The 14,797-nt window shown below is 55.8% G+C and carries 13 protein-coding genes; 6 read left to right on the top strand and 7 right to left on the bottom strand.

The window, feature by feature from the left end; translation table 11 throughout:
- Window positions 1–192 precede the first annotated feature (192 nt).
- On the bottom strand, window positions 193–1,281 hold the full coding sequence (locus IOB61_RS04480) for a fatty acid desaturase (RefSeq protein ID WP_290812804.1): 1,089 nt from the start codon (window positions 1,279–1,281) through the stop codon (window positions 193–195).
- Window positions 1,282–1,585: 304 nt separating this feature from the next.
- Here IOB61_RS04480 and ppa point away from each other — a divergent pair, with 304 nt between their 5' ends.
- Window positions 1,586–2,137 (top strand): inorganic diphosphatase, encoded by a 552-nt coding sequence (gene ppa / locus IOB61_RS04475; RefSeq protein WP_290812802.1) that lies wholly within the window; start codon window positions 1,586–1,588, stop codon window positions 2,135–2,137.
- A gap of 19 nt (window positions 2,138–2,156) precedes the next feature.
- Here the strand turns inward: ppa and IOB61_RS04470 are convergent, their stop codons facing one another.
- A complete protein-coding gene (locus tag IOB61_RS04470; protein ID WP_290812800.1) occupies window positions 2,157–2,519 on the bottom strand; it encodes a hypothetical protein in 363 nt (120 codons plus the stop codon).
- A 136-nt stretch (window positions 2,520–2,655) separates the two neighbouring features.
- On the opposite strand from IOB61_RS04470, the gene IOB61_RS04465 reads away from it, so the two are divergent.
- Together IOB61_RS04465 and IOB61_RS04460 are read left to right on the top strand one after the other, a co-directional pair.
- A complete protein-coding gene (locus IOB61_RS04465; protein WP_290812798.1) occupies window positions 2,656–4,824 on the top strand; it encodes a transglycosylase domain-containing protein in 2,169 nt (722 codons plus the stop codon).
- 111 nt (window positions 4,825–4,935) lie between these two features.
- Window positions 4,936–6,972 (top strand): hypothetical protein, encoded by a 2,037-nt coding sequence (locus tag IOB61_RS04460; protein ID WP_290812796.1) that lies wholly within the window; start codon window positions 4,936–4,938, stop codon window positions 6,970–6,972.
- Here the strand turns inward: IOB61_RS04460 and IOB61_RS04455 are convergent.
- Complete coding sequence (locus tag IOB61_RS04455) at window positions 6,951–8,231, bottom strand: polyhydroxyalkanoate depolymerase (RefSeq protein WP_290812794.1); 1,281 nt, start codon at window positions 8,229–8,231, stop codon at window positions 6,951–6,953. The two genes, IOB61_RS04460 and IOB61_RS04455, sit on opposite strands and share 22 nt — an antisense overlap.
- Window positions 8,232–8,474: 243 nt before the next feature.
- Window positions 8,475–9,167 carry an SCO family protein gene (locus IOB61_RS04450; RefSeq protein WP_290812792.1) on the bottom strand — a complete coding sequence of 231 codons (693 nt, stop codon included), beginning with the start codon at window positions 9,165–9,167 and terminating at the stop codon, window positions 8,475–8,477.
- Between the two features lie 164 nt (window positions 9,168–9,331).
- Here IOB61_RS04450 and IOB61_RS04445 point away from each other — a divergent pair, with 164 nt between their 5' ends.
- On the top strand, window positions 9,332–10,012 hold the full coding sequence (locus IOB61_RS04445) for a DJ-1/PfpI family protein (RefSeq protein WP_290812791.1): 681 nt from the start codon (window positions 9,332–9,334) through the stop codon (window positions 10,010–10,012).
- On the opposite strand, the gene IOB61_RS04440 is transcribed toward IOB61_RS04445, so the two are convergent.
- From IOB61_RS04440 to IOB61_RS04430, 3 genes are all read right to left on the bottom strand, one after another.
- Window positions 10,009–10,440: an MmcB family DNA repair protein gene (locus tag IOB61_RS04440; protein ID WP_085338301.1), complete on the bottom strand. Its 432-nt coding sequence runs from the start codon at window positions 10,438–10,440 to the stop codon at window positions 10,009–10,011. The two genes, IOB61_RS04445 and IOB61_RS04440, sit on opposite strands and share 4 nt — an antisense overlap.
- Window positions 10,441–10,546: 106 nt before the next feature.
- The gene (locus tag IOB61_RS04435) at window positions 10,547–11,296 is read right to left on the bottom strand and encodes a DUF6065 family protein (protein WP_290812790.1); all 750 of its coding nucleotides are present in this window, start codon (window positions 11,294–11,296) and stop codon (window positions 10,547–10,549) included.
- A 63-nt stretch (window positions 11,297–11,359) separates the two neighbouring features.
- Complete coding sequence (locus tag IOB61_RS04430; protein WP_290812789.1) at window positions 11,360–11,557, bottom strand: hypothetical protein; 198 nt, start codon at window positions 11,555–11,557, stop codon at window positions 11,360–11,362.
- Between the two features lie 176 nt (window positions 11,558–11,733).
- On the opposite strand from IOB61_RS04430, the gene kdsA reads away from it, so the two are divergent.
- Window positions 11,734–12,579, top strand: coding sequence for a 3-deoxy-8-phosphooctulonate synthase (kdsA, locus tag IOB61_RS04425; RefSeq protein WP_290812788.1), 846 nt, complete (start codon window positions 11,734–11,736; stop codon window positions 12,577–12,579).
- Window positions 12,580–12,913: 334 nt separating this feature from the next.
- A complete protein-coding gene (locus IOB61_RS04420) occupies window positions 12,914–14,758 on the top strand; it encodes an ABC transporter ATP-binding protein (protein WP_290812787.1) in 1,845 nt (614 codons plus the stop codon).
- The last annotated feature ends 39 nt before the right edge of the window (window positions 14,759–14,797 follow it).

Below are 14,797 nucleotides of genomic sequence, written 5' to 3'. Positions count from 1 at the left end.
GCCCACAAACAATCGAAGTTGGCCTTTGGTGTAGGCACGGCCTGCACCAAAGCCTTCCAGAGGAAAGAAACCAAAAGCGATGTCATCCCCGATGGCGTCAGCCAATCGGGGACCTCCGAGCGCAAAGTCCCACGAGGTCCCCGCTCTCCACTTCGTTTTGGCGGGGATGACATCGTGGGGGTAGCGGTGGAATTAGCCTGGTTGGCGGGCCGTTTGTTGGGCGAGCCAAGCGGGCATCCATTCGGCGGCGAGCTCTTCTGCGCGCGCTAAAATGGCATCGAGGTGCGGGTTCTTGGGCATGTTGCGGATGGCAATCGCGCGCAACTCCTCGATGGTCGGCACGCGCCAGCCTTCGCGGGCTTTGGCGAGGCGGTCGGCAAAGTCCTGCAACAATTGATGCGCGGCCTTTTCCATCAGGGCAGGGCCTGGCAGATGAATGCCCTGCACCATCTCCTTAGGCGGGTGGCGCAAATCCCAGACGATCCCGAACCAGGACAAAACGCGCAAGATCAGGAAGCTCAAATCAAACTCCCACCATTTGAAGCCTTGGCGGGCGGCATTGGGGAAAGCATGGTGATTGTTGTGCCAGCCTTCACCCATTGTGGCGATGGCTAGGATCCAATTGTTGCGCGAATGGTCGCCCGTCACAAAGCGTTGGCGGCCATGCACATGGGCGAGTGAATTGATGCAGAAGGTGGCATGATAGCAGGCGATCAAGCTCCACACATAGCCGACAACAAGGCCAGACCAGCCGGCAAACAGCCAGACGATCACACCCAAAATGACAGGCGGCACATAGGGGTTGCGCTCAAGCCAGACGAGTTCGGGATATTTGGTGAAATCGGCGATACCGTCATAGTCGGTCTCGTGATTCTTCGGATCAATCACCCAGCCAAAATGGGCATACCAGAAGCTGGTTCTGGCCGGAGAGTGGACGTCTTGTGCCGTATCAGAAAAGCGGTGGTGGTTGCGGTGGTGGCTGGCCCACCACAAGATTCCGCGCTGGGCGGACGTCTGGGCGATGAAGGCGAGGATGAATTGAAAGACCCTGCTGGTCTTAAAGCTCTTATGGGCAAAATAGCGGTGATAGCCCGCGGTCACGCCAAACATGCGCAACAGATAAAGGCCCAAACAGAGCCAAAGGTCTGCCGCATGAACACCTGTGAAAATGGCTGCAAAAGCAGAGACATGTAGAAGGTAAAACGGAATTGGATTGGGCGTCTCAGTGTCATTATGGCTTTTAATCGTGGGATTTTTCGGCCGCTTTACGTCTTCACTCATCTCACCGGCGCTCCAAACTATTAGCCTCGGGTGTGAGCCTGCAACAGACCCAATGAAGACAAGATTAAAGGCTGTAGCCCGAATGGGGAAGATGGCAGTGTTGAGCCGATTAGAGTTTCTGCACAAGGTGGCGCAGAGGGGTTTGCGCGATGCGCTTTCTCATTTGGTCGAGAAATGATTGCATCCAATGATGGCTTTGTGTCGTCACTTAGTCTAAACCCCCGCGCGCACGGGTTCGGGCCATAAAGAATGGCCATGTCGCCTTGCCAAAACGATTGTCTTTTTGAACACAGGAATCCTCCCTATGGATATCAAGAAAATTCCACCCGGCCACGATATGCCTAATGATGTGAATGTCGTGATCGAAGTGCCGCTGGGTGGTGAGCCGATCAAATATGAGATTGATAAGGATTCCGGCGCGATGTTCGTCGACCGCTTTCTCTATACCCCTATGCGCTATCCAACCAATTACGGCTTTATCCCCGGCACCTTGTCGGGCGATGGTGACCCTGTCGACGTCCTGTGCATTGGCCGCCGCGCCTTGATCCCGGGCTGTGTTTTGCGGGTGAAGCCCATCGGTGTGTTGCTGATGGAAGATCAAGCCGGCGAAGACGAAAAGATTTTGGCTGTTCCCATTCCAAAACTGACCGCCTTTTATGATGGCGTTGACAGCTATAAGGATTTGCCTGCTATCCAAGTCGCGCAAATTGAGCACTTCTTTGCCCATTATAAGGACTTAGAACCCGGCAAATGGACCAAGCTGAAGGGCTGGCAGGATGCCGACGTGGCAAAGAAAATGATCCTCGAAGGCGTGGAACGCGCCAATGCCTCGGGCTTTGGTTATACGGGCGGCTAGGGCCCGATCTTCCATTAAGCTAATGCAAGACTTTGGGGCGGTCTGACTCTGGTTCAAACACCATATGGGCCACCCCAAGGCGCTTGGCTGCCCCGATCAAGGCCTCTAGTTCCGGCTCCCAGCCCTCAGTCTTATCGGCAACTGGCATACAGGCCTTGATCGTGATGTCGCTCCAACCGTGGCGGCCAAGGGTCTCGTCCAGCAGGCGACCGGCATCAAGGCCGTCTTCGGTTTCATAAAGCTCAAGCAGGCCCAAGCCTTCCATGCGATCACAGTCGCAAACACAGACCATGGCGCAACGTGCGCCTTTGGCCACTTTGTGATTATAGCCTTCGCATACGGCGGTGCCGACCAGAATGATTTGTCCCGAAAAGATGCTCATGGCCCTGTGGGCGCAAAAACAATGCCAAAACTTGCCTTGGAGTGGTCTCGAAGCGTCCTTGGATTTGCCAGATTCACCTGTGATTAACCCCAATCAGGCAGGACAATCCTGAGAGACTTTACGAAAGGTTACGATCTTGGCAGGGCGCGGGGCAGGCAATGGAAGAAATTCCAATGGTGGCGGTCGTCGCGGCGGCTATCCAGATGGTCCACCACTACGTCGTCGCGGTCCATCCCGGGCCAATAGTGGTGCACGCCCCCGCAAAGGACGCGGTTTCTTTGGCACCCTCTTCTATTGGGGGGCGGTCATGGTCTTGTGGATGGGCGTATTTGCCGTAGGTGTCTTCATTTGGGTCGCCTCGGACCTGCCAGACCCAGAGGCCCTGTGGAAGAAGACGGATCGGCCCTCGATCACATATGTCGATATTCGTGGCAATGTCGTAGATCGGCGTGGTGCACCTGATTCCCCGCCCATCGACTTGAAGAGCTTGCCACCCTATGTGCCGCAAGCGGTTTTGGCGATTGAAGACCGTAAGTTCTACCGCCATTGGGGCTTTGACTTTGAAGGCTTGGCCCGGGCGTTTTATGTGAATGCGCGCGCCGGTCGTGTGGTTCAAGGCGGCTCTACCCTTACCCAGCAATTGGCGAAAAACCTGTTTTTGTCGTCAGAACAATCCTTGAAGCGCAAAGCCCAAGAGCTCTTGCTTTCGGTTTGGCTGGAAAGCCGCTTTACCAAGGATGAAATTCTCGCTCTCTATCTCGCCCGCGTGTATTTTGGCTCAGGGGCTTATGGGATTGATGAAGCGGCACGCCGCTACTTTGACAAAACGCCGCAAAATCTGACCATCTCCGAGGCAGCTCTTTTGGCAGGCCTATTGAAAGCCCCATCGCGCTTCAATCCGGTCTCGAGCGCGCAGCGTGCGTCGGATCGGGCGACGGTGGTTTTGGATGTGATGGAAGCCCAAGGCGTCATCACCAAGGCCCAGCGCCTCCAAGCTGTCAGCCAGCCATTGCGCTTTGTGCCAACCTCACGCGGTGGTGGCGCAGCCTATTTCCTCGACTGGATCGCGGAAGATGTAGGCTCGATCGTGGGTGAGCCTGAAGAAGATATCATCGTTGAAACCACCCTCGATCTCACCGCTCAGTTGAATGCTGAAGGCGCTCTTGCCCAAGAGCTGGGGCAGAATGGCAAGGCTATGCGCATGGGCCAAGGGGCCGTCATCGCCTTTGCTGGCGACGGTGGTGTTCGCGCCATGGTTGGCGGTCGCAATTATCAAGAAAGCGAGTTTAACCGCGTGACTGACGCCAAGCGTCAACCCGGTTCTGCCTTCAAGCCCTTTGTGTATCTGGCCGCGATGGAGCGGGGCGAGACGCCTTATTCTGTGCGCGTGGATGCGCCGATCAAAGTCGGCGAATGGGCTCCGCAAAATTATGATGGCAAGTTCCGGGGCCCCATGCCTCTGATCAGTGCCTTTGCCCGTTCTATCAACACCATTGCGGTTGGCCTTGGCGAAGAAGTTGGACGCGACTCCGTTATTCGAGCCGCGCGCCGTTTGGGCATTCGCTCACGCCTCGACCCGCAATCGACCTTAGCTTTAGGCACCGAGGTCTTGACCCCGCTTGAATTGACCGCAGCCTATGTGCCCTTCGCCAATGGTGGGGTGGCTGTTAGCCCCTATGGCTTTAAGCGCATTCGGACCCGTTCTGGCAAAATCCTGTGGGAGCGGACCCCCCCAGCCCCGCGTCGTGCTATTGAAGATGGCCCCTTGCGCAATATGAATTTGATGTTGGCCCAAGTCGTCTCTGCCGGGACAGCCCGCGCCGCCCAATTGCCCGACCGTCCGGTTGGCGGCAAAACGGGAACGACCAGTGACTATGCCGATGCCTGGTTCATTGGCTTTACCGGCGGCTATGTTGCAGGCGTTTGGGTTGGCAATGATGACTTCACTGTCAAAACCAACCGCGTCACAGGCGGCTCTGCGCCAGCTCGGATTTGGCGCGCTTTCATGGTCCCGACGATGAAAGGGGTGGCCCCACGTGGCTTTGCCCTGCCGCTTGCCCCGACCCCCGATCCCAATGCTTTGGCCGAGCCGACAGACGAAAATGTTGAGACCTTGCCCGTTGACCCGCTCGACGTGACTTTAGGTGGTGACGGCTCGCCGGTACCTCCCGCGCCTGGCTCTGAAGCACAACCTGCTGCGACAGCGCCCACCCCCGCGCGCACAGCGCCTGAAACCCGCAGTCTCGACGAGATTGTCAAGGATGTGCAGGCTCGTCCAGTCGAGGCCAGTGGGCCGCCGCGTTAGGTCTGGTTTGCGGCAAACTAAAACTTTTGTAATCTTGGGTTAGACAGTTCTGCCGTTGGCAGAGATGCCATATCATGCCAATTTGCCGCCGTGTTTTGGGGGAGTCCATCGATGAATTTGAAGTCTTTATTGGCTGCAACAGCCCTATGTTCGGTTATGATCGCGCCTGCCTATGCGCAGACCGCACCAAAGATGCGCGATGTTTTGCAAGCTTGGCAATTAGATAAGCCAACCGCCACAACACAATTTGTAACCAAGAGCGTTACCGAAGACCGCGCGGTGATTGAGAATCTGGTTTTCAAGGGCAAGGAAACAAAAACATCCGACATTAGCTTTGGCCAATTAGTGCTTCAGCGCATGCCCGCTGCTGGCGTGGCTGGGGAGTCAGACCGCTTTAGCCTCACCTTTGAGAATGGCACCACCTTCAGCGAGGATGGCGAGAAAACAAGCTTTGGCAAGATCGAAGTAACCGGCCTCACGCAAGCTTCCAATCTTGAAGCGCTTACCAGATGGGTTGGCGGCGACACACGTGGTGGAACCCGCGGCGCTGCGACATTGGGCCAAACTGGGTTTGAAGGGGACATTCGTGTCTCAAACATTGTCTCGCAACTGAAAGGCAAAGACGGCCAGATGGGGAGTGGCAAGATCGGCGCGCTCAATCTTGTCGGTGTTCGCTTGTCGCCAGATAGTGGCTCCACCAAATCTATGGAACTTGTGGGTCTTGAAATTCTCGAAGCCGACGGCAATGCGAAACTTGGTAGAATTTCGGTGACGGACTTCAAGATGGCGGGCCTTGAGGCCCTTCAATCTGCCAGCACCTTTGAGCCCAAAGAGTTTGATTTCAAGAAGGTGTCCTTTGGTTCCATGTTGGTGGAAAACCTCTCCATGGAATTTGAAACCGGCGCAGACAAGGAAAAACCTGAAAAGTCTAACCTCGCTATGGGCCGCATGGAGCTGTCGAATTGGGCTGAGAAAAACATCGGCCGCTTCAGCCTTTCGGGTATGAAGGTGACAACGGGTGAGGCTGAAAAGCGCGTAGATATGGGGCTAGACTCCCTTACCTTGGATGACATCAACCTTGTGTATTTTGGGGCACTCGGCAGTGCCTTTATGAAAATAGTGCCAAACTTGGAGCCAAAGCCTACCGGTCGCTCCGCTCTCATGGGCTTTGCTGATCTAGCTTCGACATCCGCGAGTGTCGCTGCAACCAGCAAGGCGGCACCTGCGCCAGCCACACCCAGCCCGAAGCTGAAGGATTTGCTGCCCGGTGGCCCTCTCGATGGCGGCATTGGTGCGATCAATATGTCGAATTTCGCGGTCGGGTTTCAGGGGTTCAACTTTACCATTGATCGGATCGCGACGCGTGCGGTGCGCAACGGCGATGGCATCATTACCGCCACAAAATTGGAACCCATCACCATGAAGCTGACGGTTCCCGAAGCTTTGCTGAACCAGCCAGATAGTCCCATGGCGATGTTTGCCCCTCTCTTGTCTGACGGGATTGAATTGGTCATCGGGGCAGAGGCAAAATATGACCCGGTTACCGATATCGCGACCCTGAATGATTTGAACTACACGTTCAAAGGCTGGGCTGGTGTCAACCTTGACTTTGCCATGGACGGGCTGGGGAAGTTTTATCGCGAACAAACGGTAGATGCCCTCATTGGACCCTTGGCTGAGGATTTGAAGAAAGCGAATGCGCCCAAGGGTAAAGGGGCTAAGAAGCCTGACCCTACGGCACAACTCAAGCAAAGCTTGGCGATTTATCAGGGCATGCGCTTCCTCAATGGTGCGCTTGAACTCCGCGACCAGGGTGGAATTGCCAAAGCTGCCGGGGTGTTTGCGTCTATGATGGCACCTCCAGCCAAAGGGGCGACCAGCCGTTCGGCCACACAGGATGCACAAGCCGTGGCTCAAGTCCGTCAATCCTGGGCAGAGCCCCTGCGCAAGTCTGCGGCGGAGAAAAACAAGTCGATTATGGAACGTCAGTTCCTGATTTCCTTGGCCCGCTGGATTGAGATTGGCGGTGTGATGACAGCGGCTATGCAACCGCCCGTGCCGGTTGAGCTTCCAAGTTTGGCGGACCCAAAAGACCTGCCAACTCGGCTCGGTATCACCTTTACCAATCAGCCGCCTGCTAAAAACTGACGTTCTTTATCCGCACTGAAATAAGTGCGGATAAACTGCTTTTGGCGGGGGTAGATCTCGCTCTTGAAGCGTCGGCCATTGAACACGCCATAGTGGCCGACGCCTTCTTGCACATAGTCATAACGCATCTTTTTGGGAATGCCGGTGCAGATGTCGTGGGCGGCTTGGGTCTGGCCAATGCCAGAGATGTCGTCTTTCTCGCCTTCTACCGTCATCAGCGCGACCGTTTTGATAAGCTCTGGCTTCACCAAACGATCGCGACACATCAAGATGCCACGCGGGAGATGATATTCTTGAAATACCTTTTGGATCGTCTGCAGGTAGAATTCCTCTGACAGGTCGAGAACTGCCAGATATTCGTCGTAGAATTCGCGATGCTTTTCGGCTTCGTCGCCATCACCCGCCACCAGATGGTTGAAGAAGTCGCGATGGGCATCAATGTGGCGGTCCATATTCATTTGCATGAAGGAGGCAAGTTGCACAAAGCCTGGATAAACCCGGCGGAAAGCGCCCGGAAAAATTGGTGGCACGGTTTGGATCATCTTGGACTCAAACCACGTAAACGGCTTTTCCTCAGCCAGCTTATTGGTCACCGTGGGCGAACACCGCGCATCAATAGGAGAGCCCATATAGGTCATGGAGGCGGGCAGGGCAGGGTCCTTATCCTCCGCCATCAGGGCGATGGCGGCAAGGACAGGGGGGCCGGGTTGGCATACAGCCACCACATGGGCCTTGGGGCCCACTTGGCCCAGCATTTCGCGGATATGTTCGATATAATCGTCCAGATCAAAGCGGCCCATGCCAATCGGTACATCGCGCGCATCGTGCCAATCGGTGATATAGACGTCATGATCTTGGATAAAGGCCTCCACGGTGCCGCGCAGCAAAGTGGCGAAATGGCCCGACAAGGGGGCAGCGATCAGAACACGAGGCTCAACCCAATCTGGGCCACGCGCTTCCGCCAAAGCTTGCTTATCGCGCTTAAAATGTACAAGGCTGCACCAGGCAGAAGACCAGACCGTCTCAATCGTGACCGGCACTTTGATGCCATTGATGACAGTCGACTCGATACGCCAAGCGGGCTTCTCATAGCGGCGGGTCATCGCCTCAAACAAATCCGACGCGGCGCTCAGGTTGCGGCCAAAGGGTGTTTGCGCGATGGGGTTTAAGGGGTTGGCCAGCAAGGCGCGTTGGAAATTGACCGCAACTCGCCAAGGCATCATCGCGGCACGCTGCATCTCAACGATCGAATAAAGCATGGTCGCCCCCTCTGCACGCACCACATATGGCAGCCAGATCAGCTATGATTGCATGGCATCTATGAAGATTTGGCAACCATATCGCGCAGCATGTTTTGCCCGCTTGCCGTAGGGGAATGTAAATTTTGTTTTTAAAAACAGAAGTTTGAATAAATGCTGCAACTGCGTTGTGCAGGGTGCACAACCAATAGGTGGACTGAATTCTTGCCTCTTTAAGCCTGATTTCGGGTAGAGGCTGAGTCTTTACAACCCATTCTTTGACAGGGCTGCCAGACATTGGCCCATGGCTTTGGGGTCTGGATCGGCCGAAAAGAAGGTCGCAAGCTTGCCCTGACGGTCGAGCAAATAGAAGATGGAGGTATGGTCTATAACATAATCCTCGGCTTTACCGCCTTCGGGGATGGACTTGCGAAACCCAACTTTAAACGCCTTGGCCGCGGCACTTACTTGCTCGGGCGTGCCGGTCAGGCCTTGCAAACCTTGGGGGAAGCCTGCCGATGTCACATAGGCTTTCATGGCAGCAGGTGTGTCGCGTTCTGGGTCCAAACTGATCAAAATCGGCTGAATGTCGGTCGATTTCGAACCGGGCACTGTTTTGGCTTCTTCGAGAGCCAGGCGCATGGTTTGCAAGGAGAGCGGGCAGATATCGGGGCAGTAGGTAAAGCCAAAATAGATCAGCGCTGGCTTGCCCGCAAAGGTCTTCTCGCTGACCGCCACATTGTCTTGATTGACCAGATTGAAAGGTCCGCCAATCTCGGCAAAGGCGCGGGCGTTACAGCCCTCTGGCAGGGCGGCTTCAACAGGTTTGGGCGCCAAACTCTTCTGCAGGAAAGCCGCACCCAGAACCAGTATGCCAAGGCCAAGCGCGCCAATCGCAATCAGGCGCGGCAAAGGGATCGAGGGCTTGGCGGGGGGCGTTTCAGAGGGTTTCGACATGGCGGTGATCCACCACTTATTCTTGGCGCTGGCAAGCACGCATTGGCAGTTTGCCCTGCGGCGCTTTGTCCAAGGCGTGATGGCCAAGGCGTGATGGGATGTGTCTTTAAGGCTTCATCGCGTCATGATACGGATTTTGGCGTATCAACCCTCTGCGAGGCACCATGTTTCAAATCGGATTTATTTTGTTTCCCAATGTCACGCAGTTGGATTTCACGGGGCCATTGCAGGTCTTGCATCGCTTGCCGGATTCCCAAGTTCATATCATCAGCCATAGCCTTGATCCGGTGCCAAGTGATTGTGGATTGTCGCTCGTGCCGACGACGACGTTTGACGTCTGTCCGCCGCTCGATTTGATCTGTGTGCCGGGTGGCTTTGGGGTGGAACAGGCCATGGCAGACCCCGTGCTGATCGCTTTTCTGAAAGCGCAGGCAGGCAGCGCGCGCTACATCACCAGCGTCTGTACGGGGGCATTTGTTCTGGGTGCAGCAGGCTTGTTAAAGGGCAAGCAGGCGACCACGCATTGGGCCTATCATAGCCTACTGGCGGAGGTTGGTGCGATCCCAACTCAAGGCCGTGTCGTGCGCGATGGGCGGGTCTTTACGGGCGGCGGGGTGACGGCAGGTATCGATTTTGCCTTGACCATTGTCGCTGAAATCGCCGGGCAAGCCGTGGCCCAGCGCGTCCAATTGTCGATTGAATATGATCCGGCCCCGCCTTTCGTCGGCGGCTCTCCCCAAACAACGCCGGGCGATATTCTAGCAGGGCTTGCGGGCTTTTATGCCAAACGCAATTTGGAATTTGGCCCCGCTGTCACCCAAGCGTTCGAGCGGTTTGGCACTTAGATCCGCAGTGCCCGCACGGCTGCATGGCGGGCAAAACTTAAGGTCACGGCTTTGCGCCGCGCTGGGGCCAGATCAAAGCGTGGCGCGCGGCGCACAATTTCTGCCCCAAAGCTATCGGCGACAATCAGGCCCGGCGCTTGGTCTTCGGTGGCGGGGATCAAGTCGATTGGAAAATCCGGCGCGACGGCGAAATAGAAAAGGTCACAATAAGGCGCATATTCGGGCCATTTCATATCGGTCTTGAAATCCTCCACCCCGGATTTGACCTCTACAATCACCAACTCACCCTTTTGGCTGAGACCGCAAATGTCGGCGCGGCGATTATTGGCGAGCTTAAACTCCCAAATGGGGGCATAGCCGGCATGGATCAGACAGCGCGTCGCGCCAGTACGCACGGCTACAGTGACATCCGGCCGTGCCGCTGGCATAGCAGCCGAACCCACTGTTTCTGTGGCGGTATAGGACAAAAGATCAGGACTTACAGGGTCAAGCATAACCCATCATGTTCCATCTATGTTCTTTTGTCGAGTGGCCCTATTTCTTTTTTGCTTTCGAGCCCGGCCAAGGCTGCACGTCGAGTTTGGTCCAATGGCGCCCCTTTTGTGTTGGCTTTGCATCGGGACCCAGACCTTGGAAATAGGATTTCTGCCACTTGTCCTTGCGGGCCTGGGAGTCTGGAATTTCAAGCTCTTGATTGAAGATATTGCGACTATCTTGCCAAGCCTCATAGGATTCCTTGAGGTTTTCTTCGGTCTCATAGGGCTTGAATTCGGGCTTGATCTGCTCAATTGCCGCCAGATTGACTGGGAAGATATGGGCAAACGGCTCGCCCTTTTGGAAGCGGACGGGGTGGAAAGCGCGCGTCATCACCCAATTCATTGTAAAGGTATAGTGCGACCAATCGGTCTCGATAATGCCAGATAGAGCGGCAATCCCGTCCTTGGGATTATTCATCGGCCCGGTCGTCATCAATTGGGTACCGGGCTCTGTGCGGAAAATCTGGTTCACATGAAAGGTCAAAACGCCATGGCCGAAGTGGCTGGTTGGATGGGGCCAACCATCTTCCAAGATTTCGACCACCATCGCATCCGGGCTTGGCCCGCCATCCCAAGTTACTTCAAATGAACAGGGGCATAGCAACTCCCACCCATATTGATTGGCAATATTGAGCGGCAAGCAGCGATAGGCGAAGCGGTCAGAGGTGGAGTCCATCCAGGGGCGCTGGGCAGGGCCTGGACGCATCTCTGTTGGAGGGAAGCCAAGGGTATAGGAAATCAGTTTCATGGCTTAGCTTCCTCGGTCTTTAGACGCGATTTGTCCAGCCCTGATGGCTCATCTTGGGCCAGATTAAGCCAGCAGTGCGCGGATCGCCAAAAAGATCAAACCCCACAAGATTGTTGAGGCAAAAACGGCGAACGCCAAGGTCTGCTGCCACGACCATTTTTGCTTGTTGAGGTCGTTATCCCGATAGCCGCGCGCAATCGCCACGGGCGGTCGGGTAACCGGTCCAAGCTTACGGGGAAAAGGGGTTTCTAGCTGGGTCATACAGCCATTAAAACTGCGAAACCTTATGCATGTGTTAACCAAACCCCATCGAAAGGCATCGTCCTGATCCCTATCTGTTTATTTCAGCGCGAAGCTATGCCAAAAGCGGCGCGCGCCTGCCTGCAATCAGGCCAGTCAAACTATGTTGCGGCTAACCAGCCGCCGGAGATGTAAAGATGACCAATCCCGCCCCCATCGTCACCGTCGGTGCTGGCTCTGGCGCTGTTCAAGTTGGCAATAGCTTGCCGATCAGTTTCATCTGCGGACCTTGTGCGATGGAAAGCCGCGAACATGCGCTTGAAACTGCCCAATGGCTGAAAGAGACCTATGGCAAATTGGGCGCGGGCCTGATTTACAAGTCGAGCTATGACAAGGCCAATCGGTCGAGCCTGACGGGTGCGCGCGGCTTCGGACTCGATAATGCGATGTCGGTGTTTCAAGAGATTAAGGACAAGCTAGGCCTGCCGGTTTTGACCGACGTGCACACGGAAGAGCATTGCCGGATCGTGGGCGAAGTGGTCGACGTGCTGCAAATCCCAGCCTTCTTGTGCCGTCAGACGGATCTTCTGATTGCGGCGGCTAAGACGGGTAAAGTCGTCAATGTCAAAAAGGGGCAATTCTTGGCCCCTTGGGATATGAAGCATGTGATTGCCAAGGTCACCGGCTCTGGGAATCCCAATGTGATGGTGACCGAACGGGGTGCCAGCTTTGGGTATAATACCTTGGTGACCGACTTCCGTGGCCTGCCTACTATGGCGGCTTTTGGTGCACCAGTTGTGTTTGACGCAACCCATTCGGTGCAGCAGCCCGGTGGCAAGGGAGATTCTTCGGGCGGGGATCGCACCATGGTCAAATATCTGGCGCGTGCCGCAGCGGCTGTGGGTGTGGCGGCGATCTTTATGGAAAGCCATCCAGACCCCGATAAGGCCCCCTCAGACGGGCCGAACATGGTGCCCTTTGCTGAGTTGGAAGATGTGTTGAAGGGCATTATTGCCCACGACAAAATCACCAAGGGCTATTGAGGTTCTGTGGCCTTCGGGCCACAGGTCTGTGCCAAGATGGCCAAAGCAGGTGCCATTTGAGTTTGACGGGCTTTACCCTTGCGGTTTCAATCGTTAACCACACCATTCACGAACTGAGGGGACCTACTTAAGCATGACTGAGTACTGACACGGGGCGATTGCCGACGCCGCCCATCCAACGATGGTTTGTCTCATTTGTTTGAGCCGACCCACGCGCGTCGCACTTCACTTCCTTCGTGGCTTTGCCGTCTGTCGGCCTTGCTTGAGTTTTTTCAAACAGCACGCACCCAAACAACGCCACTTGGTGCTTAGCTGTTCTGTCTCTGAGTGAACTATGTCCGATTTTTTTGATGATGAAGACGACGCCTCGACGCGTCAGCAAAAGGCCCATATCGGCCAAATCATGCTTTACCTCTGGCGGCATTGGTCCAGCCAGCCGGTGAAATTCTTAGCCGTTGTTGTGCTGATGGTGGCCTCAACTGCGTGCGAGCTGCTCTTGCCCGCTTTATCTGGCAGGATTGTCGAGAAATTGACGGAAGGCCCGCAAGCCGCCGATCATGCCTTCGACCTCTTCTGGCTGTTTGCGGCAATTGCGGCGGGCATGTTTGTCCTGCGCAATATTTTGGTGCGGGTTTGGAACCTGTTTGCGGCCCGCAATATGGCCAATATCACCCAATCCAGCTTCCGAGATGTGCAGCGCTTTTCCAGCCAGTGGCACAGCGATAACTTTGCTGGCGCGACCGTGCGCCGGGTAAGCCGCGCCATGTGGGCCTATGACACGCTGTCGGACAATTTCCTCTGGTTCATTCTGCCTGCCGCCATTGTTCTGTTGGGGTTGACGGGGATGATGTTGGCGACCTGGCCGATGGTCGGCCTCTATGTCGGTGGGTCGATCACCCTGTTTACGACCGCCAGCATTCTGATCGCACGCTTTTACATCCAAAAGGCCAATGAGCGTTCTAACTCGGCCGATACCGCCATCGGCGCTGCCTTGGCTGATGCCGTTTCGGCTAACCCGACGGTGAAAGCTTTTGGAGCCGAAGCCCGTGAAGAGGCCCGCTTCAGCGGTGTTGTTGAAAAGTGGCGCGGTCTCGTGGCCACCACTTGGATGCGCTATGCAGACGGCTGGGCCGTATCCAACATCATCCTGTGGTCCTTACAAGTGGGGCTATTGGGCCTTGTCTTGATAGAGTGGCGAGAAGGGCGCGCGAGCCCCGGCGACGCAACTTTTGCTTTGACCAGCTACTTTCTGATCGCCAGCTATTTGCGCAATCTGGGTGAGACGGTGCAGCAAGTGCAACGCGGCTTTGCCGATATCGAAGATGCGGTGGCCTATAGCTTGGAGGTCGAAGACGTCGCCGATGCACCCAACGCCAAAGCCTTTGTGCAAGGCAGGGGCGAGATTGTGTTTGATCAAGTCACTTTCGGCTATCGCGGTCAGAGTGAGCCTTTGTACCATGACTTCTCTTTGACCATCCAACCCGGGGAGACGGTGGCCCTGGTGGGTCAAACAGGCTCTGGCAAGTCGACCTTCGTGAAGTTGCTGCAGCGGCTTTATGATGTGGATGCCGGTGCGATCCGCATTGATGGCCAAGATGTGCGCCACGTCCGCCAGGATAGTCTGCGTAGCTCGATCGCTCTTGTGCCGCAGGACCCAGCTTTGTTTCACCGCAGCTTGCACGAGAATATTGCCTATGCCCGGCCTGATGCCACGCGAGAAGAATTGGAAGCAGCCACGCGGGATGCCCGCGCGGCGGACTTTATCGGTCGTTTGCCCAAGGGTCTCGCCACGCAAGTGGGCGAGCGCGGGGTTAAGCTGTCAGGCGGGGAGCGGCAACGTGTGGCCCTTGCCCGCGCTTTCTTAGCCGATGCGCGGATCTTGATCTTGGATGAGGCGACATCCTCGCTCGACACGCAGACAGAACGCGATGTTCAAGATGCGATGAAAGCCTTGGCCAAGGACAAGACGACAATCCTTATTGCTCACCGTCTCTCGACAGTGCGTGAGGCAGATCGAATCCTCGTGTTCGAGGCTGGACGTATCGTCGAGCAAGGCACCCATGAGTCGTTGGTCGCAAAAGGTGGGGCCTATGCCCGTCTCAATGCATTGTCGGTTGGCGATAAATTGGGTGGCGACTTGGATTTACATGCTGAGCTGCCTGTCCAGCATAGCTCTTGAGTTGACTGATAAGCGTGCAATGCCAGCCGCTTAACTGCC

This window comes from Aquidulcibacter sp. (assembly GCF_020253525.1).
Classification (GTDB): domain Bacteria; phylum Pseudomonadota; class Alphaproteobacteria; order Caulobacterales; family Aquidulcibacteraceae; genus Aquidulcibacter.
Note: the sequence above shows the minus strand (reverse complement) of the source record. Positions and strands in the feature narration are given on the sequence as shown.

Excerpts from the sequence above, each read along its gene's own strand:
- IOB61_RS04480 (WP_290812804.1), bottom strand. The coding sequence starts at position 1,281 with ATGAGTGAAGACGTAAAGCGGCCGAAAAATCCCACGATTAAAAGCCAT.
- ppa (WP_290812802.1), top strand. The coding sequence starts at position 1,586 with ATGGATATCAAGAAAATTCCACCCGGCCACGATATGCCTAATGATGTG.
- IOB61_RS04470 (WP_290812800.1), bottom strand. The coding sequence starts at position 2,519 with ATGAGCATCTTTTCGGGACAAATCATTCTGGTCGGCACCGCCGTATGC.
- IOB61_RS04460 (WP_290812796.1), top strand. The coding sequence starts at position 4,936 with ATGAATTTGAAGTCTTTATTGGCTGCAACAGCCCTATGTTCGGTTATG.
- IOB61_RS04455 (WP_290812794.1), bottom strand. The coding sequence starts at position 8,231 with ATGCTTTATTCGATCGTTGAGATGCAGCGTGCCGCGATGATGCCTTGG.
- IOB61_RS04450 (WP_290812792.1), bottom strand. The coding sequence starts at position 9,167 with ATGTCGAAACCCTCTGAAACGCCCCCCGCCAAGCCCTCGATCCCTTTG.
- IOB61_RS04445 (WP_290812791.1), top strand. The coding sequence starts at position 9,332 with ATGTTTCAAATCGGATTTATTTTGTTTCCCAATGTCACGCAGTTGGAT.
- IOB61_RS04440 (WP_085338301.1), bottom strand. The coding sequence starts at position 10,440 with ATGCCAGCGGCACGGCCGGATGTCACTGTAGCCGTGCGTACTGGCGCG.
- IOB61_RS04435 (WP_290812790.1), bottom strand. The coding sequence starts at position 11,296 with ATGAAACTGATTTCCTATACCCTTGGCTTCCCTCCAACAGAGATGCGT.
- IOB61_RS04430 (WP_290812789.1), bottom strand. The coding sequence starts at position 11,557 with ATGACCCAGCTAGAAACCCCTTTTCCCCGTAAGCTTGGACCGGTTACC.
- kdsA (WP_290812788.1), top strand. The coding sequence starts at position 11,734 with ATGACCAATCCCGCCCCCATCGTCACCGTCGGTGCTGGCTCTGGCGCT.
- IOB61_RS04420 (WP_290812787.1), top strand. The coding sequence starts at position 12,914 with ATGTCCGATTTTTTTGATGATGAAGACGACGCCTCGACGCGTCAGCAA.